Annotated in this window: 16 protein-coding genes and 1 pseudogene; 5 read left to right on the plus strand and 12 right to left on the minus strand. The window is 62.4% G+C overall.

Going from position 1 to position 20,882, the window contains the following annotated elements; genetic code table 11:
* Positions 1–55: 55 nt before the first annotated feature.
* From F2P46_RS31620 to F2P46_RS38640, 6 genes and pseudogenes are all read right to left on the minus strand, one after another.
* On the minus strand, positions 56–538 hold the full coding sequence (locus tag F2P46_RS31620) for a hypothetical protein (RefSeq protein WP_166897949.1): 483 nt from the start codon (positions 536–538) through the stop codon (positions 56–58).
* A gap of 8 nt (positions 539–546) precedes the next feature.
* Positions 547–4,536: an RHS repeat-associated core domain-containing protein gene (locus tag F2P46_RS31625; protein WP_368737980.1), complete on the minus strand. Its 3,990-nt coding sequence runs from the start codon at positions 4,534–4,536 to the stop codon at positions 547–549.
* A 16-nt stretch (positions 4,537–4,552) separates the two neighbouring features.
* Positions 4,553–4,882, minus strand: a pseudogene (locus F2P46_RS38900) (DUF6861 domain-containing protein); the annotation flags it as partial.
* A 250-nt stretch (positions 4,883–5,132) separates the two neighbouring features.
* Positions 5,133–5,414: a flagellar biosynthetic protein FliR gene (locus F2P46_RS38630; protein ID WP_166897954.1), complete on the minus strand. Its 282-nt coding sequence runs from the start codon at positions 5,412–5,414 to the stop codon at positions 5,133–5,135.
* A 6-nt stretch (positions 5,415–5,420) separates the two neighbouring features.
* A complete protein-coding gene (locus tag F2P46_RS38635) occupies positions 5,421–5,543 on the minus strand; it encodes a hypothetical protein (protein ID WP_306667725.1) in 123 nt (40 codons plus the stop codon).
* Positions 5,507–5,719, minus strand: a complete 213-nt coding sequence (locus F2P46_RS38640) for a flagellar biosynthetic protein FliR (RefSeq protein ID WP_166897956.1) — start codon at positions 5,717–5,719, stop codon at positions 5,507–5,509. Before F2P46_RS38640 ends, F2P46_RS38635 begins: the two co-directional genes overlap by 37 nt.
* Here F2P46_RS38640 and F2P46_RS38905 point away from each other — a divergent pair.
* Positions 5,652–5,840 carry a hypothetical protein gene (locus tag F2P46_RS38905; RefSeq protein ID WP_166897914.1) on the plus strand — a complete coding sequence of 63 codons (189 nt, stop codon included), beginning with the start codon at positions 5,652–5,654 and terminating at the stop codon, positions 5,838–5,840. The genes F2P46_RS38640 and F2P46_RS38905 overlap by 68 nt on opposite strands.
* A gap of 31 nt (positions 5,841–5,871) precedes the next feature.
* Complete coding sequence (locus F2P46_RS31650) at positions 5,872–7,155, plus strand: hypothetical protein (RefSeq protein WP_166897958.1); 1,284 nt, start codon at positions 5,872–5,874, stop codon at positions 7,153–7,155.
* 59 nt (positions 7,156–7,214) lie between these two features.
* Here the strand turns inward: F2P46_RS31650 and F2P46_RS31655 are convergent, their stop codons facing one another.
* Entirely contained in the window at positions 7,215–8,225 is a 1,011-nt protein-coding gene (locus F2P46_RS31655) for a GlxA family transcriptional regulator (RefSeq protein ID WP_166897960.1), read from the minus strand.
* 87 nt (positions 8,226–8,312) lie between these two features.
* On the opposite strand from F2P46_RS31655, the gene F2P46_RS31660 reads away from it, so the two are divergent.
* Positions 8,313–9,539 (plus strand): M23 family metallopeptidase, encoded by a 1,227-nt coding sequence (locus tag F2P46_RS31660; RefSeq protein ID WP_229509537.1) that lies wholly within the window; start codon positions 8,313–8,315, stop codon positions 9,537–9,539.
* Between the two features lie 69 nt (positions 9,540–9,608).
* On the opposite strand, the gene F2P46_RS31665 is transcribed toward F2P46_RS31660, so the two are convergent.
* From F2P46_RS31665 to F2P46_RS38910, 3 genes are read right to left on the minus strand one after another with little or no spacing between them, the layout of a single operon-like run.
* Positions 9,609–10,460 (minus strand): protein-glutamate O-methyltransferase CheR, encoded by an 852-nt coding sequence (locus F2P46_RS31665; RefSeq protein ID WP_368737981.1) that lies wholly within the window; start codon positions 10,458–10,460, stop codon positions 9,609–9,611.
* Complete coding sequence (locus F2P46_RS31670) at positions 10,448–15,346, minus strand: HAMP domain-containing protein (protein WP_166897961.1); 4,899 nt, start codon at positions 15,344–15,346, stop codon at positions 10,448–10,450. The genes F2P46_RS31665 and F2P46_RS31670 overlap by 13 nt, the downstream gene beginning before the upstream one ends.
* Positions 15,343–17,280: a putative bifunctional diguanylate cyclase/phosphodiesterase gene (locus F2P46_RS38910; protein WP_368737982.1), complete on the minus strand. Its 1,938-nt coding sequence runs from the start codon at positions 17,278–17,280 to the stop codon at positions 15,343–15,345. Before F2P46_RS38910 ends, F2P46_RS31670 begins: the two co-directional genes overlap by 4 nt.
* A 474-nt stretch (positions 17,281–17,754) precedes the next feature.
* On the opposite strand from F2P46_RS38910, the gene F2P46_RS31680 reads away from it, so the two are divergent.
* Positions 17,755–18,471 carry a LuxR family transcriptional regulator gene (locus F2P46_RS31680; RefSeq protein WP_166897963.1) on the plus strand — a complete coding sequence of 239 codons (717 nt, stop codon included), beginning with the start codon at positions 17,755–17,757 and terminating at the stop codon, positions 18,469–18,471.
* Here the strand turns inward: F2P46_RS31680 and F2P46_RS38025 are convergent.
* Positions 18,446–18,736, minus strand: coding sequence for a helix-turn-helix transcriptional regulator (locus tag F2P46_RS38025; protein ID WP_229477199.1), 291 nt, complete (start codon positions 18,734–18,736; stop codon positions 18,446–18,448). The genes F2P46_RS31680 and F2P46_RS38025 overlap by 26 nt on opposite strands.
* Positions 18,737–18,882: 146 nt before the next feature.
* Here F2P46_RS38025 and F2P46_RS31690 point away from each other — a divergent pair, with 146 nt between their 5' ends.
* On the plus strand, positions 18,883–19,470 hold the full coding sequence (locus tag F2P46_RS31690) for an acyl-homoserine-lactone synthase (protein WP_166897965.1): 588 nt from the start codon (positions 18,883–18,885) through the stop codon (positions 19,468–19,470).
* Between the two features lie 3 nt (positions 19,471–19,473).
* On the opposite strand, the gene F2P46_RS31695 is transcribed toward F2P46_RS31690, so the two are convergent.
* A complete protein-coding gene (locus F2P46_RS31695) occupies positions 19,474–20,493 on the minus strand; it encodes a hypothetical protein (RefSeq protein ID WP_166897966.1) in 1,020 nt (339 codons plus the stop codon).
* Between the last annotated feature and the right edge of the window lie 389 nt (positions 20,494–20,882).

Below are 20,882 nucleotides of genomic sequence, written 5' to 3' on the forward strand. Positions count from 1 at the left end.
CGCAGCTTCTCAAGAAAACTAAGGGGAAGATTGACGCTGACTCGGTCCCGCTTCCTCAGCCCTTTTCGTTTTTTTGACTGACAACCTCGTCGCGATTGAAATCCACGTCCTCAGCAATTCGTTCATTCAAACCCAGATTTTCCTTTGCGAAGTAATATACTCTGTCAAAATTTACCTTTATGGATGCGCAAACTATAATCACTTTATACGACGTTTCCGTAATAAAAGAAATTGCATTGCAAGGTGTTTCAAATGCATGTTCGTTAATCATATTAACAACCTCATCTTTGGGCAGAATTTCGGTCAATCCTTCGTTTGGGCTGGTTCGCCAGAGCATCGGCCCGCTGAAATACCTGACATCGGAAAATTCAATTTCGCAATCATGGAAATAGCAAAAATCTTTACTCGCCTTTATTTTTAGTATTCCATTTTGAAGATTTATTATTTCAAAATCCAACCATAACTCTTGCAAAAATCTATTATTAAGAGTTTGAGAAATACTCTGAAAATCTTCAATAACGTCAAAATTATCTTTCACTTTAACTCCTATGGAATTTTTCCCGTGGGAAGCGGAATATGTGTGGCCGTCGCAGCCGCGTTAGCAGCGGGATCGTTCTTAGCAGTCTTTAGAAAACTCTCGCGATACCAGTTTCCATTTCTATCCATAAATTCCCACCCAGGTCCTTGATTGTTGACGTCTTTTTGTTGACCTTGGCGTGCTACACGGTACACGTTTCCGTTCGCAGGATAGGCAGGATCCGGGCCATGAGCACGGACTTCGTATTTGTAGCCGTTCTCAATCCATGTTTGCTTCACCCCTATCGGATATGGATCACCTGAATTCACTTTACTCGTATTGCCTGGCTTTTGCGATTGTATCTTCAGCGCCTTGTCCAGAAAATCTTTACAAGGACAAGTTGTCGATAGCCCCAGCGGATCAACCCAAGAGACAGGGTTTGGCGCATATTGATAGAAATTAATCCCGCCAGCCAATCCGATCGGATCCACCGAAATGTATCGACCGCAATCAGCATCATAATAGCGAAAACGGTTGTAATGCAAACCAGTGTCCCTATCGTGATATTGACCAAGGAATCGTATGGGCTGGGCATGCTCCACAGCAATCTGAGCCAATTCGGGCTCAACTGCATTTAGTACTCTACGTCGCTGCGGGGTGCTGACCACTCGCAGCACGTTGCCCCACGCCTTGTACTCCGACGCCCATACGATCTCGCCTTGCTGATCGGTCACCTCATTCGGCGTGCCGAGATGATCGGTGTGGATGTGATGGACTTCACTGCGGCGTTCGTCGTTGCCATCGTCGGCAACGGTATCGAGCTGTGCCAACGGCACGAACGAGTCCGGCTCATACACATAAGTCCGCTCCCATTTTCCGCGCGCCTCGCACAGCAAGCGATTTCCATCCCACACAAAACGCGTCACGCCAAACGCGTCCCGCTTCCCAATCCTGCGGCCGAAGGGATCGTAAGCGTACTTGACTGTCTGCACCGTCGGATTCGGCTCCTGGGCATTGCGCGTGACGACTGACTTGACCAGCTGATGCGCCGCGTTCCATTCCAGCTTCAGGCGCGTGTGCCTGCCGATCAGCTTCTCTGTCAGGTTGCCGTGCGCATCGTAGTCGTAGCGCTTGTCCTCGAACACGCGCACGCGGTTGCCCTCAACTCGGCCGGCGCTGGCAACCGTCTCATCGAGCAGATTGTGCGCAGGATCGAACGCAAAACGCTCCGCCAGGTTCGGCTGCACGGCGCTCATGATGCGGCCGATCACGTCGTAACTGTAGGTTTTGCGGCCGTTGCGTTTGTCGTCGATCGCCAGCAGGTTGCCGCTCTCGTCATACTCGTAGCGGCGCGCGATCACCGGCTCGGTGCTTGCGCCCACGCCCAGATGACCGGCCACCTGCGCCAACAGCCTACCCACCGGGTCGTACTGGAATTGGCTGGTCAGCGCACCCTGGGTGCGGCTGGTGGCCCGGTGCAGCTTGTCGCGCTCGATATCGGTGATGACGTCGCCGTCGATGTTGATCTGGTGCAGATGTCCTGAACCATAAAACAGGTTGTTGAGAACCCGTCCGTCGGGCAAGACCGTCTTGATCCGGTTGCCCAGTTCATCGTACTCATGGCGCAGCTCGGCGCTGTAGTCGCGGGCTTTCGTATGTTCGCCCACCAGCTGGCCCAGCACATCGTAGCGCAGACTCACTTCGGCATCGGCATTGATGGCCTGGGTCATCCGTCCGAACGAATCGTAGGCATAGCGCAGGCGCAGTTGTTCGGCCTGGGTGTCGCCGGTGGTGCGCGAGATGAGCGTTGCGACGAGCTGGCCGGCGCTGTCGCGACTGTAGTGCGTGTCGATGCGCGTGTACGCGTTGCGCTCGGCGCTGCCAAGCTCCTCCTTGGCTGTAATCAGTCCGCTGTCGTCGTAACGGTAGCGCGTCAGGCGCGCATCGAAACCGGTTTCTTCGATCAGGCGGTCGAGTGCGTCGTAGACGAAACGGTGCGCGTCGCCATTTTCGTTGATCAGCTCGGCCACGCGGCGGGCATCGTCGTAGCGGTATTCCATCACGCCGCCACGCGCGTCGATGCGCTTGAGCGGCTGTCCATCGGTGTCGAGCACATAGCTGGTGCGATTGCCGAGCGGGTCGATGTGCGCGATCAGGCGTCCCAGCGGATCGTATTCGTAGCTTTCACCGCCATCGGCCTTTTCGGTCCCTACAGGTCGCCCGAGCGGGTCGTAGCTGTAGACGGTGCTGTTGCCGTTGGCGTCGGTGGCGCGCAGCAAACGACCCTTGTCGTCGTAGCTGAAGTGGGTCGTGTTGTTGGAGCAATCGGTATAGCTGATCAGTTGTGCGGCGCGGTTGTAATCGAGGCGCTTGACGCCGCCGGCGGCATCCGTCACCTTGACCGGCAATCCGTTCGCATCGTACTGATAAGACGTGCGCTGACCCAGCGCATCGGTCACGCTGGCCAGGTTGCTGAACGCGTCGTAGCGCAGGGCGGTGGTGGCGCCGAGCGCGTCGGTGATCAACGCCGGCTTGTCGAACCGGTTGTCGTAGACGATGCCGGTGCCCTTGCCGTCGCTTTCGATGCGGGTCACGCGGCCACGCTGGTCGTAACGGTAGCTGACGCTGCGTCCGCCCGGATCTGTGATGCTGAGGACATTGCCGTTGCTGTCGAGGCGGCGCGTGCTCACGCCGCCGGCTGCGTCCACCTTGCCGACGTAGCGCCGTTTGGCGTCGAAGCGGTAACGCTCTTCGCGCCCCAGGTTGTCGGTGACGACGGTTTCCTGTTCCAGATAGCGAAAGCTCCACGAGCGACCGTCGTTGACCCAGTTGCGCGTGACCTTGCCGCTGGCGGCGTACTCGTCGTATTCATAGCGCGATACCAGTCCGCCTGGCTGGCTGTGCTCGACCATCACGTGATTGCGATAGGCGAACTGGCGCGTTACGTCGCCCTTGCCGTTGCTGACCTTGGCCAGGTTGCCGCTTGCGTCGTAGTCGTACGAGACCAGCAGTTCGGTGTCGCTCTCGGGCTCGGCCGGATGCATGACAATGCTGCGCAGGCGCGGGTAGCCCCGATGGTCTTCAAACGCCAGCAGGTAGCCGCGCCCAGCACTGTCCTCGACCCGCTCGGGCAGCTGACGCAGGTTGTAGGAAATGGTGATTCGGTTGCCGTTGGCGTCCATCAGCCCAACCAGACGGGCGATGTTGCTGGTGGTATCGGGCAGGGCGAACAAATCGCGCTCCCCTTTGTCGTCAACCAGCTCGAAGCAGCGCTCGTGCGTGCGCACCAAGGTGATTTTCTCGGACGGCGAGTACAGCGATTCGCCGATGCCGGGCAACGAGAAGGTGATCTCGCGTGCGAAGGGCGCGAGCACGACAACGCTGTCGACGTTGATTTCCAGTGCAATCGACAGCGGTGTTTCCCAGCCGGAGCCCAGCCACCCGGCTTGCCGTTGGGCGGAGCTGTAAGTGCGTTGCCAGATCAGAGGTAGCGCTGCCGGCAGGGCGAAGTCCAGGTCCATCGCGTCGGCGAGGAACTTGCTTCCGGAAATAGGACTGACGGGAGCTCCTACAGGTGCTACGCATTTTACGCACGGTATGTTGGCTTGCCCTTCATTCGGCGCTTCGTTCTGCTTGGGCTTGGCAGCCTCCGGCTTCGCTGGCGCCGGTTTTCCCACGCTTGGCCCCGTGTCCGGCCCCTCGGCCGCTGCCGAGGTTTTGATCCTTAATTTTGGATGGTTCATAACGATCTGCTCGTTCTTCGCCAACCAGGCGGCAAATCCCTGTCCTAATTTGCCGCCTGCAATCTTTTTAAGCAGTTCGGACGTCAGTTTGCCCGCGTACACCGCCGCGACCGCCCCAAGCAGTCCGATAATGAGGAAGAATTTGCCTTGTGCAAAGGACTGCGCCGCCTGATTGGTCATTTCGAGGCGTTTTGCACGCTGGCTTTCCGGCAGCATGCCGGCACGGACAGCTAAAGCAAAGCCCTCGATGATGGGCGAGAATAGCTTGCACACCATTGGGAATGAAGACGGTTGCCAGGTCGTGCAGCCCGACCAACGTCATGATAGCCATGGCAATATCTATGCCTACCTGCGCGCCGACGACTGCGCCAGGTATCGCGCCGACGCCGCCGGCCAAGGCACCAAGTGAACCGCCCACGGCTCCACCCAAGACAGCGCCACCGCCAAGATACATGGCAATTTCTTTGGCTACGTCAATGAGTATCGGTCGGACTACGCTGAAGTCGAGACCCTCGACGGTGGCCGTTAACCGCGCTAAGACAAGGTAATTCGAGGTTTCCAGCGCATGGTTTACCGCAGCAACGATACGTCCTACCGGAAATTGCTCCGCCACATCCCGCATGCTGGGTAGGGGGATATGATTTAGATAACTGTTTCAGATGTCTATGAAAATCGTCGACTGCCTTCGCGCTACCCGGCAGGTAAATTCGCTCCAAGTTGCCCAAGGCTTTGCTGATCTGTGGGAACTCATTAGAGATGTCAACAGTGAGCATGGAACGGATCGTTCTTGGCGGGTAACGTAAATCAGCTTAGTTGATATTTGGAATGCAATCTTGTGCATACACCATTTTATACGATATTGAACTGCCAACTCAAAAACCGGGCTGATGTGGACGAATTACCAGCTCGCGCAAGCCCGCAACGCCAGGCTCAGCGCTGCTGGCCCGGTGTGCCTTCAACAGGTCCGCCCGGTAGCGCGGCACCCGGCGCGCCGTTTCAACGCCCTGGTCGAACAACACCTGAAACGGATTGCCCAGGTAAGGCAGCACCATCACGATCATCAGCATGCCCACCCCCAGTGTGATCGGAAAGCCAATCCCGAAAATGTTCAACTGCAGCCCCGCGCTGAAAATCAGCCTGCCCCGTTTGGCCATCTCCCATTACGACGACGACATCGGCGCGGCCGAAATCGGCATGGTCGCAATCAGCGCCAAAAACTGGCTCACGGCCGACGAACGCCCCTTGGTCAGCGGATCGAAAAAGCGGGCAAAGCCCAGCTCCATGGTAGGCTGCGGACGTCGCCGGCCATTTCGATGGCGGCGAACACTAGGCGGATGGCAAAGCCCATCGCCACGCCGATCAGCAGTTCCTGCACCTCGAACAGGAAAACGATGAAAAAGAAGGCCAATCCGGAAGACTTGCCGCATTTCGTGCGGGCGCTGGAGGAGTGGCACCGCACCGGCGCGAATACGATAAGCTGCGATACCTGCCAGGCCGCGATCAGATTCCATGAGCGCGGAACCGCGACGGTTCACGAATGCGACTGTGGCAGGTTCACGGGCAGTCTGCGCGGTCTGTGATGTACAGGGTGAAACACTGGTATTGGACGAAATGAAACAGACTCTCACCAAGCTGACTGGACTGCTGCGTAAAGCTGGCGTCCAGTTACGCAAGAAAGATTACGCCGCCGCCTTGGTGCTGGCCGACCAAGCGCTTCCCATTCTCGAAGCACTGTCCGATGACGACGCGCTTGACGACGAAGACGCCACCTGGAGCGGGTACTTCCAGCTTCGGCTTGCGTGCCTCGACAAACTCGACCTGCCCGACGACCTGGCAGCGACCTGCGAGGCCGTGCTGGAACGTTTTCCGATCGACGAGGACGACCTGGACGATGAAGAACTCGTCACGCTGGCCAATGTGCGCGCCGCATTGACCGGCCTCGCGCGCCTCGCCGCCGACCGGGGCGATGTCGACACCGCCGTGGCCCTGATCGACCGTTGCTTCCGCCTGGTGGCGAGCGACGCCGAGGACGACGACCCCTTCCTGGACAAATACCAGCAACGCGCCCTCATTTACCTGGGCGCCTGGCAAAGCGCGCCGCAGCGTTACCGCGATGGCTTCTTCGACAGCCTGCACCACCTGGCGTACAAGGCCGGCAAAGTGCATGATCTTGGTATCGACGACGCCGCGCTACTGGCGTACCTGAGCGACCCGGCCTATCTGGCGTTCAAGGCGGCACATCCCGTCGAACGCCTGCGCAAAGGCGAGCCTGGCGAGACATGGCAAGCGGCCCTCGACCGCTTCTGCGCGATCGCCCACGAACTGCGCGTGGTGCGCGCAAGCCCTGTATGGCAGGGCTATTTCACCCTCGAATGCAAAGCGGTCGCGCCTTCCGATCTGGCTGCGCGCGAACAAAAGTGGAACGTCGCGCTACCTGCCGCCTTGCGCGCGCTCTACCTCGAACGGGGCAGCATCGAGGTGCAGGATACGGAAGCGGATGGCTCGCTGCGGATCTACGCGGCGCAGCACTACAGCATGACCCTGTTCGGCGGCTTTGTTCACATGATTTACAATCTGTGGGGCGACCGCTGGGAGTTCGAGGAGTTTTTCACGGAGGCCGAGATCAGCTGCCTCGATGCGAATTTCTTCATCTTCGGCCACGTCAAGAACAGCGAAAACCGCTACACGCACCTGTTCTTCGACCGCGAGGGACGTTTCGGCGGCCTTACCTACGACCAGAACAACTGGAAGAAAATGCTCCCGCAAGTGAAGGCCATGCTGAAAGGTAAACTCACAGGCAGCATGAGCCTGGACGCGCTGATATCCGGACAAATGGATGCGCTCATCGACCGCCTGATCGACCGCGATGATGAAGCGCGCTTGAATATCGATTAAGTCTCGTCCGCCGTTTGCACGTGCGTGAGCCCGCCCCAGTCGTCATCGCGCCCGGTCAATCAAACGCCGCTGGCCCCGGTGCAGGCAAAGCGCGCCTGATATTGACTCGGCAGCACGCCCAATTGCGCCGCAAACGCGCGGCGCAAGTTGTACTCCGTGCCATGGCCGCTCTGGCGCGCCACTTGCTTGACCATCATGCCGGGCTGTTCGAGCAGCATGCAGGCCGCCTCCAGACGCAGGCGCGCCAGCAGTTGGGCCGGCGTCAGGCCGGCTTCCTCGCGCAGCTTGCGGTACAGCGACCGTACCGACATTGCGCAAGCACTGGCCATCTGGCCGATGTCCACCGGCTGCGCCAGGCGCGGACGCAGCCAGGCGGTCAACTGGGCGCTCACGCCCAGCGGGTGTGACTGCGCCAGTAATTCGGAGCTGAACTGGCGCTGCCCGCCCGGCCGCTTCAAAAACAGGACCATGCGTTTGGCGACGGCCAGCGCGGCGTCACGGCCCAGGTCTTGTTCGACCAGGCTCAGAGCGAGGTCCATGCCGGCGCTGATGCCGGCCGAGGTATGGAATTTGCCGTCCTTTACGTGGAGCGCATCGTCCATCACCGTCAGGGAAGGATGCTCGCCGCGCAGCGCCGCCACATCGGCCCAGTGCGTGACCACGCGGCGTCCGTCGAGCAGGCCCGCGCGCGCCAGCACGAAGCTCCCGGTGCAGACCGAGCAGCAACGCGCGGCAGCGGCGCCCGCGTCCGCGATCCAGTCGAGCGTGACGCGACCATCGGCCTGCGCAGCGCACGGCAATGCCTCGACCCGGCCGCCCGAGACGATCAAGGTTGCGCCATCCAGGTCGGGACCGGGCAAGGGCGCCGCCAGCAGGGCGACGCCCGATGATGACGTGACCGCGCCGCCGCCGGCAGCGACCAGGTGGATCCGATAAGGTGGTGCCCGGCCGGCGTCGCGCGCCTCGTCGTTGGCACTCGAAAAGACCTGGACCGGTCCGGTCGCGTCGAGCAGCAAAAAGTTGGGGAAAACCAGGAGCCAGATATCGACAGTGGCAGTAGATGCGTCCATATTGGCAAATATTCAACCATGCTAGACATTTCTGTCAAGAGTAATTCATTTAAGATCCGCGCTCCCACACTCGACCGATGATCTTCCATGCCCATCACGCTTTTCAGGACCGGCGCCCGCCACGGCGCCATTGACTTCATCGTCGCCGCCATCGGCTGCGCGATGGCCGGCAACGCCGTTGCTGCCACGGTGCCGCTTCCCTACGGATGCGAAATGGCAAGCAAGGGCAAGCCGGCGCCTGCTTCTGCAGTGGTTGCCCAGCCCGTCTTTCCGCCAGTCCAGGTGCAGGTGCGCACGCCGGTCCAGCCGACGGTGCTGCCAAGCGCGGGGCGCAACTATTTATTGTACGAATTGCACTTGCAGAACTTCTCGGCGGAAGCGGTGACGGTGCATGGCATCGAGGTACTCGACGCGGACCAGCCGGCTTCCACCCCGGTAGCCGAGCTCAAGGAAGCGCAGGTGGCGGCCAGCCTGCGCCAAGTGACGATCGGCGATAACCCGGGCAATCTCCAACGCCTGGGCGTGGGGCAGGGCGCCGTTGCCTTCCTGTGCCTGGCGTTTGACGCCAAGGCCGCGGTTCCCGCAAGGCTCAGGCATCGGGTGTTGCTAGACAAGGCCGTGGCGGACGGTCCCGCGATCGACACGCGCACCACGCCGATGTTGGTACTGGGGCGTCCACTGGTCGGAACCAACTGGACGCCGGGTAACAACCCGAGCCTGCATTCGCATCATCGGATGGGCTTGTGGGTGGTCGACGGCGCCGCGCAGATTTCGCGCCGTTATGCAATCGACTGGAAAAAGTTGAACGGCCAGCGCAAGCCGTATGCCGGCGACCCGCGCGATGTGCGTGCGTACTACGCCTACGGCCAGAAGGTGCTGGCCGTGGCGGACGGTAAGGTTGTCACCGCGCGCGACGGCTTTCCGGACAATATCCCAAAAACCGAGGCAGGATTCGAGGCGGCGCTGCCAGTCACCCTGGACACCATCGGCGGCAATCAGATCATCATTGACCTGGGCAATGGGCAGTTCGCCGCGTATTATCATCTGCAGCCGGGCAGCGTCGGCGTCAAGACCGGCGACCGGGTGCGGCGCGGCCAGTTGCTCGCGCGCGTCGGCAACTCGGGTGACGCGCGTTGGCCGCACCTGCACTTCCAGGTGACGGACAAGGCGGACGTCATGGCCAGCGAGGGACTGCCCCAACTCTTCGACAGCTACCGGATCAAAAGCGGCGACCAGAAGTGGGATACGCGCACCGGCGAGTATCCAATGGGCGATGTCGTCGTCGACTTCGGCCCGGATACGGCGGACAAGTAGCCGCATGCGCGGCGCTGTTCTGGCCGAGAGGTGCTACGCGACGCGCCAGGCGACGCGCTAAGCGACGCGCTATGCGACGCGCTTGTACCACGCCTGGTGCGCAAACACCGGCCGGTAGCTTGCCGCCAGGGTGTCGCCCGGCGCCAACTCACGGTCGATGCCCAGCACCCCGAACAGGGCCAGGCTGTCGTGGAACAGGCGCAGCGCGCGCTGGCGCAGCAGCGGGCCAAAATCGGCCAGCGCGCGCCGGCATACGATCAGCTGGAACTCGTTGAACGAGGCATCCGTCACCAGGTTGTACTGCGCCCACGTGATGCGGCTGCGCAGCGCCGGCAGCAGCACCGCGCGCTCGCCGCGCACGTCGAAATAATCGTCCAGGTTGGCCGTGCCGCCGCTTTTCAGGTAGTTCTCCTGATACTGCGCCATGCGCTCCATCGGAATGCTGGCCTGCATGGCTTCGGCCAGCAGTTCCTCGTTGGCGACGGTGGCAAAAATCTCGGTGCGATGATGCATCTGCTGCTCGGCCAGCAAAATCGCCAGCGACCACGCTTCCTCCGCATGCGCGCATTCGGCCAGCCACACTTTCGGCAGCGCCGACGCGCGCAGGCAGCCGGCGAGCACCTCGCGCGTCTGGCGCACTTGCTCCGGGTCGTCGAACAAGAACGCCGGCCGCACGCTCAGCGCGCGCAGCAGGGCCGAGGCGAAAGCCGGGTCGTGCAGCACCCGGTCCTGCAGCAGCGACACCGTCGCCAACGCGCGCTCGGCCATCAAGCCGAGCACCCGCCGTTTCAGGCCGGGCCGGTCGTAGGCGCGAAAGTCGAAGCCGTAGCGCTGGAAAACGCCTTCGAGCAGCAGGTCGATTTCCAACTCGTCGACGGCGGCAACGCAGCCCTGCCTCGCCGGCCCGTTCAATGCAGCCACACCCGCATCAGCGACAGCAGCTGGGCCACATCGACCGGCTTGGTGATGTAGTCAGAGGCGCCGGCGGCGATGCACTTGTCGCGGTCGCCCTTCATCGCCTTGGCGGTCAAGGTGATGATCGGCAGCGACTTGAACTTCGGTATGCGCCGGATCGCGCGCATGGTGTCGTAGCCGTCCATTTCCGGCATCATGATGTCCATCAAAACGATCTCGATGGTCGGGTCTTTTTCCAGTACCTCGATGCCGTCGCGGCCATTTTCGGCGAACGAAACCTGCATCTGCTGGCGTTCCAGCAGCGACGACAGGGCGAAGATATTGCGCAGGTCATCGTCGACGATCAACACCTTGCGCCCGGCCAGGCCGCCGTCGGCCGCGTGGATTTCTTCCAGCATGCGCCGCTGCAGTTCCGGCAGCGAGGCGTGCGAGCGGTGCAGGAACAGGGCCGTTTCGTCGAGCAGGCGTTCGGGCGAACGCGCATCCTTGATGACGATGGTCTTGGCGTAGCGCTTGAGCTTTGTCACTTCCTTGCGGCTCAAGTCCTTGGCGGTGTAGATCACGATCGGCAGGTCGCGCAGGGCAGGGTCCTTGCCGATCACGTCGAGCAGGTCGAAGCCGCTGATGTCGGGCAGCGTCAGGTCCAGCACCATGCAGTCGAAGTGCGAGCCGCGCAGCGACGCCAAAGCGGCTTCGCCGGTTTCCACGGCCACGATGCGCAGGTCGGTGTCGCCAATCAGGGCCACGATCGAGTCGCGCTGCATTTTCTCGTCATCGACCACCAGCAGGCTGCGTTTGCCGCCCAACAGGAATTTCTGGATCCGCGTGAATTCTTCCTGCAGCGCCTCGCGCTCGACCGGCTTGCCGATGTACGAAATGGCGCCCTGGCGCAGCGCCCGTTCGCGCTCGCGCAGGGTGGACATCACATGCACCGGAATGTGGCGCGTGCTCGGGTCGCGTTTCAGGCGGTCGAGCACCGTGAAGCCGTCGATGTGGGGCAGGTCGAGGTCGAGCAGGATGGCCGACGGCAGGTAGTCGCGCGCCAGCGACAACGCCGAATCGCCCTGGTGCGTCACGATCGCCTTGAAGTTCTTCTCGCGCGCGAAGTCCATCAATTCCTTGGCGAAGCGTTCGTCGTCCTCGATGATCAGCACCGACGGGTCGCCCGGGGCGATCAGCCCGCGGTCGTCCAGCACCGATGCGTATTCCACCAGTTGCGCATGCGCCATCGCCGCTTCCGGCGCCACGCTGCTGTCGTACGGCGTCACCGTGCTGGCAACGACCACGGTCGATGGCGGCGGCGCCAGGCGGGCAGGCTGCGGCTGTCGCGCCTGGTCGTAGTTGATGAAGCCGGCCCGGTTGTAAGGCAGGAACAGGGTAAAGGTGGAGCCGGCGTTGACCACCGATTCGACCCGGATTTCGCCGCCCAGCAGGCGCGCCAGTTCGCGTGAAATCGACAGGCCAAGGCCGGTGCCGCCGTACTTGCGGGCAGTCGAGCCGTCGGCCTGCTGGAATGCTTCGAAAATCAGTTGCAGCTTGTCGGCCGCAATGCCCACGCCGGTGTCGCGCACCGAGAACGCCAGCACCGCGTCGGCGTGCACCAGGTTCGGGTGGTCGCTCGTCCAGCCGCTCGTCACCAGTGAAATATCGAGCGAGACTTCGCCATGGCTGGTGAACTTGAAGGCGTTCGACAGCAGGTTTTTCAGCACCTGCTGCAAGCGCGTGGTGTCGGTCATCACGGCGGTCGGCAGGGCGTCCGCCAGCAGCACCGTGAAACCCAGGTGCTTCGCTTCGGCCATGTGGCGGAAGGTGCGGTCGACGTAGTTGCGCAAGTTCGAGAAGCGGTATTCCGACACATCGAGTGTCACGGTTCCGGATTCGATCTTGGACAGGTCGAGAATGTCATTAATCAGAGTCAGCAGATCCGATCCGGAACCGTGGATCGTCTTTGCGAACTCTACTTGCTTTCCCGAGAGGTTGCCCTCCGGGTTATCCGACAGCTGCTGCGCGAGGATCAGCAGGGAGTTGAGCGGCGTGCGCAACTCGTGCGACATATTCGCCAGGAACTCGGATTTGTACTTGGACGACAGCGCCAGCTGGGTCGCTTTTTCTTCCAGCGCCAGCTTGGCCTGTTCCACCTCGCGGTTCTTGCGTTCGACCTCGATGTTCTGTTCGGACAGCAGGCGCGCCTTTTCCGCCAGTTCCTGGTTGGTCTGCTGCAGTTCCTGCGCCAGCGACTGCGACTGCGTCAGCAGCGACTCGGTGCGGCTGTTGGCCTCGATCGTGTTGAGCACCACGCCGATCGACTCCATCAGCTGGTCGAGGAAGGAGAGGTGGGTTTCGGTGAAGCGGTCGAGCGAGGCGATTTCGATCACCGCCTTGACCTGCTGTTCGAACAGGATCGGCAGCACCACGATGTTGGTCGGCGGCGCCGCGCCCAGGCCCGACGAGACCACGATGTAATCGCGCGGCACGTCGGTCAGCCAGATGCGGGTTTTCTCGACCGCGCACTGGCCGACCAGGCCTTCGCCCGGCAAAAAGGAGGTGGCCAGCTTGCGGCTGGAACGGTAGCCATAGCTGGCGATCATGCGCAGGCGCGCGTCGAGCTCCTGCGAGTCCATCATGTAGAACACGCCGTGGTGGGCCGACACCAGCGGCGCCAGCTCGGACAGGATCAGCTTTGTCACCGCCTGCAAGTCGCGCTGGCCTTGCAGCAGGCGGGTAAAGCGCGCCAGGTTGGTCTTGAGCCAGTCCTGCTGCGCATTTTTCTGCGTGGTTTCCTTGAGGTTGCGGATCATCTCGTTGATGTTGTCCTTCAGGTAGGACACCTCGCCGCGCGCCTCCACCTGGATCGAGCGCGACAAGTCGCCGCGCGTCACGGCGGTTGCCACCTCGGCAATCGCGCGCACCTGGTTGGTCAGGTTGGCGGCCAGCTGGTTGACGTTTTCGGTCAAGTCCTTCCAGGTGCCGGCCACGCCGGACACATTGGCCTGGCCACCGAGCTTGCCTTCGGTGCCCACCTCGCGCGCCACCCGCGTCACTTCCGACGCGAACGAGGACAACTGGTCCACCATCACGTTGATGGTGTCCTTCAGTTCCAGGATCTCGCCCTTGACGTCGACCGTGATTTTCTTGGACAGGTCGCCGCGCGCCACGGCGGTGGTCACCGCCGCGATGTTCCTCACCTGGCCGGTCAGGTTGGACGCCATGAAGTTCACGTTATCGGTCAAGTCCTTCCAGGTGCCGCCCACGCCCGGCACGTAGGCCTGGCCGCCGAGTTTTCCTTCGGTGCCCACTTCGCGCGCCACGCGCGTCACTTCCGACGCGAACGAGGACAATTGGTCCACCATCACGTTAATCGTGTTCTTCAGCTCCAGGATCTCGCCCTTGACGTCCACCGTGATCTTCTTGGACAGGTCGCCGTTCGCCACCGCCGTCGTCACGTCGGCGATGTTACGCACCTGGCCCGTGAGGTTACCCGCCATCGAGTTCACGCCGTCGGTCAGGTCTTTCCAGGTGCCGGCCACGCCGGGCACGTTGGCCTGGCCGCCGAGCTTACCCTCGGTACCTACTTCCCGCGCCACGCGCGTGACTTCCGACGCAAAGGAGTTCAACTGGTCGACCATCACGTTGATGGTGTTTTTCAGCTCCAGGATCTCGCCCTTGACGTCCACCGTGATCTTCTTGGACAAGTCGCCGTTGGCCACGGCGGTGGTCACGTCGGCGATGTTCCTCACCTGGCCGGTGAGGTTACCCGCCATCGAGTTGACCGAGTCGGTCAAGTCCTTCCAGGTGCCGGCCACGCCTTTCACCTGCGCCTGGCCACCGAGCTTGCCCTCGGTGCCCACCTCGCGCGCCACCCGCGTCACTTCCGAAGCGAACGACGACAACTGGTCGACCATCACGTTGATGGTGTTTTTCAGCTCCAGGATTTCGCCCTTGACGTCCACCGTGATCTTCTTGGACAGGTCGCCGTTCGCCACTGCGGTGGTCACCGCCGCGATGTTCCTCACCTGGCCGGTGAGGTTGGACGCCATGAAGTTCACGTTGTCGGTCAAGTCTTTCCAGGTGCCGCCCACGCCCGGCACGTAGGCCTGGCCGCCGAGTTTTCCTTCGGTGCCCACCTCGCGCGCCACGCGCGTGACTTCCGACGCAAACGAGCGCAGCTGGTCCACCATGACGTTGATGGTGTCTTTCAGTTGCAGGATCTCGCCGCGCACGTCCACCGTGATTTTCTTGGACAAGTCGCCGTTGGCCACGGCCGTCGTCACTTCGGCGATGTTACGCACCTGGGACGTGAGGTTGCCCGCCATCGAGTTGACCGAGTCGGTCAAGTCCTTCCAGGTGCCGGCCACGCCCTTGACCTGCGCCTGGCCGCCGAGCTTGCCCTCGGTGCCCACTTCGCGCGCCACGCGCGTGACTTCCGACGAGAACGAGGAGAGCTGTTCGACCATCGTGTTGGCGGTGGTGGCCGCGCGCAGGTACTGGCCCATGAGCGGATGGCCGTCCACTTCCAGCGCCATGGTCTGCGACAGGTCGCCCTTGGCCACCGCGCCGATCACGCGCGCCATTTCCGTGGTCGGGCGCACCAGGTCGTCGATCAGGGTGTTGACGGAACTGATGATGGTGGCCCAGCCTCCCACCACGTTCGGGACCGAGGCGCGCTTTTCCAGCCGGCCTTCGGCGCCGACCACGCGCGATACCTCGGTCACCGCCTCCACCATTTTTTCCTTGGTTTCGATGATGTCGTTCAGGGTATCGGCGATCTTGCCCGAGATGCCGCTCCAGTCGGATGGCATGCGCGCCGTGAAGTCGCCTTTTTTGAGCGCCATCAGGGTCGATAGCAGGAGCTTGATGTCCAGTTCTTCGGCCATGTCGGTCATGTTGTTCATCGGCTTTGTCCTCGTTTTTTGGGAGTTGAAAGAGCGGCCTGATTCTGGTTCGGGCTCGTTGTTTGTGGTATCTGCATGGTTGGTGCGCCGCAGCGGGCCTGCAGCAGCGCCAGCATGTCGGCCGCGTGCAGGGCGGGGCTGAGCAGTTCGCCCTGGTATTCGTCGCAGCCGAGCGACTTCAGGACGGCCAGCTGTTCGGCGGTGTGCACGCCCTGGGCCAGCACCCGCAGCCCGAGCGCGCGCCCGAGGTGGACGATGGCGGCGGCCATGTCGGTGCCGCGCTCGACCCCGATGGCGCGCACGAAAGCGCGGTCGATCTTCATGGCGTCGAGCGGCAGCTCGCGCAGCATGGCCAGCGCCGCGCCGGCGCTGCCGAAGTCGTCGACCGTCAGGCGCACGCCGGCCGCTTTCAGCTGGCGCAGCACGGCCGCGCTGTCGCGCGTATCGAGCAGCAGGTGTTCGGGAATTTCGAGTTCCAGCCAGCCGGCCGGCAGCTTGCAGCTGCGCAGGTGCGCCAGCACGCGCGCGGCCAGTTCGGGGCGGATCTGCAGCAGCGCCAGGTCGACCGCCATGACGACCTTCGACAGCCGGGCCGCCTGGGTCGCCGTTTGCGCCAGGCCCGCGCGCCAGCGCGCCGCTTCGGCGCAGGCCGCGCCCAGCATCCATTCGCACACTTGTTCGAGCAGCAATCTGTCGGCCACGTCGGGCAGAAAGCGCGCCGCGGCGATCAGGCCATGGCGCGGGTGGCGCCAGTACAGCAGCGCTTCGACCGCTACGACCGCGCCATCGGGCAGGGCGGCGCGCGGCTGGAACAGCAGTTCGAATTGCTTGCCTTCGAGCGCGGCATGCAGTTCGGCCACCCATTGGGCGCGCTCGCGCTCGCGCGTGTTGAGCTCTTCGCGGAAAAACTCGATGCTGCCGCGCCGGTGCTGCTTGGCGTGGTACATCGCGGTGTCGGCGTTTTTCATCAGTTGCGCGGCGCTGCTCCCGTCCTGCGGGTACAGGCCGATGCCGATGCTGGTGGAGGTGGCGATGCGCTGGCCGTTGATCTCGAACGGTCGCGTGTGCGCCTGCTCGATCTTGCGCGCCACCCGCGCCGCGTTGGCGGCCGCGCCGCGCCCTTCGAGCAGCACCACGAATTCGTCGCCGCCGAGGCGCGCCACCACATCCGACACGCGCACCGCCGCCAGCAGGCGCGCCGCGACCTGGCGCAGCAGTTCGTCGCCCACTTCGTGTCCCAGGGTGTCGTTGATCTGCTTGAAACGGTCCAGGTCGAGAAACAGCAGCGCGAATTCGCCGCCGTGGCGGTCGGCCGTGGCGACCGCGTGTTCGAGCTGGGCGATCAGCGAGCGCCGGTTGACCAGGTTAGTCAGCGGATCGCGGATCGAGAGCGCCTGCGCGCGCTGCTCGGCCACCTTGCGTTCGGCCACTTCCTGTTCCAGCGCGCGGTTGATGCGCTCCAGGTCTTGCACGCGCTGCACGCGCAGGTCCTGGTTGAGCAGCGACAGTTCGCGCGTTTTCGCTTGCAGCTCGAGGTTCTTGCGGGTCAGGTCGACGAACACCGCCACTTTGGTTTGCAGTACCTGCGGGATCACCGGCGTGAACAGATAGTCGGCCGCGCCCTTGCTGTAGGCTTCGAGCCGATGGCGCTCGTCGCCGTAGTGGGCGGTGATGAAGATGATCGGCACCGCGCTCGAACGCGGGTGCGAATGGATCGCCTCGGCGGTTTCGAAGCCGTCCATGCCGGGCATGTTGGCGTCGAGCAGGATCACGGCGAAATCGTGGGTCAGCACCATGCGCAGCGCTTCATGGCCGGAGCTGGCCTTGAGCAGCGCGTAGTGCTGCGCGCGCGTGGCCTCGGACAGCAGGCTTTCGAGCGCCAGCAGGCTGGCGGCGTCATCGTTGACGAGTAACACTTTCGGAATGATCTGCACGGTGCGCTAGGTCTGGTTAAATTGGCTGCCGATCACATTTTTACGACGGTAACGGCAACTGTATACCAGTGCGCCAGCCAGTCAAGGGTCCGGGCAGCGCGGCTTCATCAGCCTGCCCGGACCGGCAGCTTACCCTATCCGGCTACGTTGGTAACGTCAAGTTGCCTGAGCCTACCCGAGAATAAATTTCCACGACGCACAATTCATTGCGGCAAAGGCCAATGTTGCGATTGCGCTACGCCTTTGGCTTCCTGGGATAAGTCAACCCGACGTAACTGGTAGTCTCATTTCTACGTGGAATCGCATGTCAAATTTGTCTAACACAACACTTTCGGAAGGCCTAAAATACTGACAAATGGTTACATTTTCGAATATTTAAGTTAATCACAAGACACCCGCTAGTGTCTCCACGCGATATTTGTGTAAAATAGGCAACAAAAGGGAGCGACGGCAATGGTGAAAATGGGACAACTGATGACGCTGTTGAAAAGCGACCATGAGAATGGCTGGAGTTCGGCCCTGTTTTCGCTGGCCCACGACCAGGGATTCGACCAGGTACTGTACGGCACGGTGGGCTCCAAGCATGTCAAGCTGGAGACGGCGTTCCTGCACAGCAATTACGCGGCCGCCTGGCGCACCCGCTACGACGCCGACAAGCTCCACTACGTGGACCCGACCGTCGCCCATTGCATGACCAGCTCGCTGCCGATCGTGTGGGAACCGGATACCTTCCACGCTCCCGCCCAGCGCGAGATGTACGAGGAAGCCTGCGGCTACGGCATTCGCTCCGGCATCACCTTTCCCATCCACGGGCCGAGCGGGGAGTTCGGCGTGGTCAGTTTTGCTTCCGACGCCCCGCCCAACGGCGAGTTCGACAGCACAATCAGCCAGCTGATGCCGTCGCTCTCGCTGATCCGCGACTACGCCTTCGAGTCCTCGCTCAAATTCGTCGCACCCAAGCCGGGCGCCGAAGCGCTGCCGCGCCTGACCAAGCGTGAGCTGGAAGTGCTCAACTGGGTCATGGTCGGCAAGTCTTCATGGGAAATCTCGAAGATCGTGCTCTGCTCCGAGGCGACGGTGAATTTTCATATCGGTAACATCCGCGTGAAATTCAACGTCAACACCCGGCAGCAGGCACTGGTCAAGGCGATCAGCCTGGGCATCATCAGCCCGGAAGATCCCCATCGCTGAGCTTACCCTTGACATACAGCTTCACCAAAATTGCCACCGGCGCTGGAATACCCAGGCCGGTTTCGAAGCGGCTGCCGCTCGACTGCGTCACGCCGAAGCGTCCCCAGAATTTTTCCTGGCTTTCGCGCTTGCTGATCCTGAACCGTTTTAATTCGCTATGGGGCGTGCTTGCCATCGTTGCCGCATTCGCAGCGCCGCTTTCGTGATCGATCCCGCCGCGCTGTTCTGCCACGGCCGTCGTCTGGTAGTTGAAATCCTGAGCCATACCGTTCCTCGCAAACAAAAGGGCAGTATTCCATTCACTGTGCTTACAGGCCACCTAGCAACTCTACTAGTTATGCTAATGCAATTTTTGCATGATTCTTCATGCAAGCAGCATAACTTTTATATATATAAAGCGAGGTACCTAAGATGGCTCTGCATATTCGAATCGCCGCACGGCGCGAATTCAAATCGCGTGACTTGTGGGAGATGCACAAACTGCGCGCCAAAGTGTTCAAGGACCGGCTGGGCTGGGAAGTGCCGATCATGAGCGGCATGGAAATTGATGGTTACGACGCTCTCGAACCACTGTACATGATGATCCGCGAGCCGGGCGGCGGGCCGCTGCGCGGCTGCTGGCGCATCTTGCCGACCGAAGGCCCCTACATGCTCAAGGACTCTTTTGCGCAGCTCCTGCACGGCCAGGAAGCCCCCGCCAACGCCCGCATCTGGGAACTGTCGCGCTTCGCCATCGAAACCGACGGCAACCCGCGCTTCGGTTTTTCGGAGATTACCATGGAATCGATCGGCGAAATCATCAGTTATGGCCATCACGCCGGCCTGGACCAGTACGTGACGGTCACCACGGTCGCCATCGAACGCCTGCTGCGCCGCGCCGGGGTGTTGACCACGCGCTTCGGCGATCCGGTCCAGATCGGCGTCGAGCGCGCGGTGGCCTTGTATGTGGACATCGCGGGCACCTACGAAGCGATGTTCGAGGCGCGCCTGGCTTCCTAGCCGCTACTCGGCCGGAGCGGCCGGAAAGGCGGCAATGCGCGCCGCCAGCATGCGCCAGGACGGCAGGGCCGCCTGCAACTGGGCGTGCGCCGTGTTGCTCGCCGCCGGCCCGGCCAGCAAGACATTTTTCAGGTTGTCGAGCTCGGCACACAGGGCGCGCGTACCGGCAGCGGCGATGCGGATGCCGGCGCCGATCCGGTCCATGCCGCTCAGGTAAGCCGACAGCGTCGGCAGCAAGCCTTGCAGATACACCGCTTCGGCCATCATCGAGGCCTGGCCCTCGCGGATATGGTCGAGCTCTCGCATGACGCTTTCGAGTGCGCTGCCGTGCGTCTCGATATCGGCGCCAGCTTGCGCCGCATCCGTGCCGGGCAGCCAGTGACTGTGGCGCCGCGCGCGCGCATCGGCCAGCCGTCCCTGCAAGGTATTGACCTGTTGCGCCAGGATGAAGGCGTGGACATGGTCGGCCTGCAGGCGCTCGGTCACCATCACCGTGTCGGTTTCCAGTGCGCCCGAGGCGCGTCCCATCTGCGCAAGGTAATTGCCGACATCCTGGTCGAGGGCGGACAGCTCATCGGCCGGGGCCGCCAGGCGCCGCACCAGGGCGTCGATCAGGCGCACCGCGCCGGGGCCGGACGAGGGCCGCCCGTGGAACATGTTCAGCAGCGCCGTGGCCAGCGGCGCGGCATCCTGCGCCAGCAGGCTCTCGCCCAAGTGGCGCAGGCCGCCCAGGGCGCTGTGCAGGCCGGGCCGGCTGCGCGTGGCCCAGGCCGCCGCCAGGGTCTTGACCATGAACAGGTACTGGCTGACCATCGGCCGGCCGCGCCCGGCACGCTCGGGCAACCGGGCGAGGCGCTGCGACAGGCTGTCGATATCGCCCGACAGTTCGAGAATGATGCCCGCGCCGAGACCGATGCCGGGACTCCAGAACATGCCGCCGCCGGGCGTACGCACGGTGGGCTCGCGCAGGGCCGCCGGCTGGGCGGGAGAGAGCTGGGGAGAAAATGAGGCCAGGTGTGCCATGGTGATGTTCCAGTCACGGTTCGGTTGCTTCGCGCTTGATCGGCGGGCAGGAAAATTCGCTTGACGAACATTACAAACCCGTCCGGCCGGGGCGGGAAGCTGGCAGGATTGTTAGGGTGGGAAGGGGGCAAATCGGTGCGGGAAGGGCGTCGCGGCGCCTGCGCCAGGCTGGCCGGACGCCAGCAATCGGGTGGAAGTTTGCGCTAATCGATATTGCGGGTGGATATTTTTGCGTTCACGCGACAGTTGCCGGGTAAGCCACGTTGCCGGGGGGGGGGGGGGGGGGGGGGCCCGGGGGGGGGGCCCGGGGGGGGGCGGGGGGGGTAATAATGACTGAGAAGCCCCCCAGGGGGGGGGGCCGCGAGAAAAATGGGGGAGAAGGGGGGGGG

It is taken from the genome of Massilia sp. CCM 8734, assembly GCF_011682155.1.
GTDB lineage: Bacteria > Pseudomonadota > Gammaproteobacteria > Burkholderiales > Burkholderiaceae_D > Telluria_A > Telluria_A rubra.

What these genes read in the sequence shown, in the direction of transcription:
- F2P46_RS31625 (WP_368737980.1), bottom strand. Translation starts at nt 4,536, where the DNA reads ATGGTGTGCAAGCTATTCTCGCCCATCATCGAGGGCTTTGCTTTAGCT.
- F2P46_RS38630 (WP_166897954.1), bottom strand. Translation starts at nt 5,414, where the DNA reads ATGGCCAAACGGGGCAGGCTGATTTTCAGCGCGGGGCTGCAGTTGAAC.
- F2P46_RS38635 (WP_306667725.1), bottom strand. Translation starts at nt 5,543, where the DNA reads ATGGAGCTGGGCTTTGCCCGCTTTTTCGATCCGCTGACCAAGGGGCGT.
- F2P46_RS38905 (WP_166897914.1), top strand. Translation starts at nt 5,652, where the DNA reads ATGAAAAAGAAGGCCAATCCGGAAGACTTGCCGCATTTCGTGCGGGCG.
- F2P46_RS31650 (WP_166897958.1), top strand. Translation starts at nt 5,872, where the DNA reads ATGAAACAGACTCTCACCAAGCTGACTGGACTGCTGCGTAAAGCTGGC.
- F2P46_RS31655 (WP_166897960.1), bottom strand. Translation starts at nt 8,225, where the DNA reads ATGGACGCATCTACTGCCACTGTCGATATCTGGCTCCTGGTTTTCCCC.
- F2P46_RS31660 (WP_229509537.1), top strand. Translation starts at nt 8,313, where the DNA reads ATGCCCATCACGCTTTTCAGGACCGGCGCCCGCCACGGCGCCATTGAC.
- F2P46_RS31670 (WP_166897961.1), bottom strand. Translation starts at nt 15,346, where the DNA reads ATGAACAACATGACCGACATGGCCGAAGAACTGGACATCAAGCTCCTG.
- F2P46_RS31680 (WP_166897963.1), top strand. Translation starts at nt 17,755, where the DNA reads ATGACGCTGTTGAAAAGCGACCATGAGAATGGCTGGAGTTCGGCCCTG.
- F2P46_RS38025 (WP_229477199.1), bottom strand. Translation starts at nt 18,736, where the DNA reads ATGGCTCAGGATTTCAACTACCAGACGACGGCCGTGGCAGAACAGCGC.
- F2P46_RS31690 (WP_166897965.1), top strand. Translation starts at nt 18,883, where the DNA reads ATGGCTCTGCATATTCGAATCGCCGCACGGCGCGAATTCAAATCGCGT.
- F2P46_RS31695 (WP_166897966.1), bottom strand. Translation starts at nt 20,493, where the DNA reads ATGGCACACCTGGCCTCATTTTCTCCCCAGCTCTCTCCCGCCCAGCCG.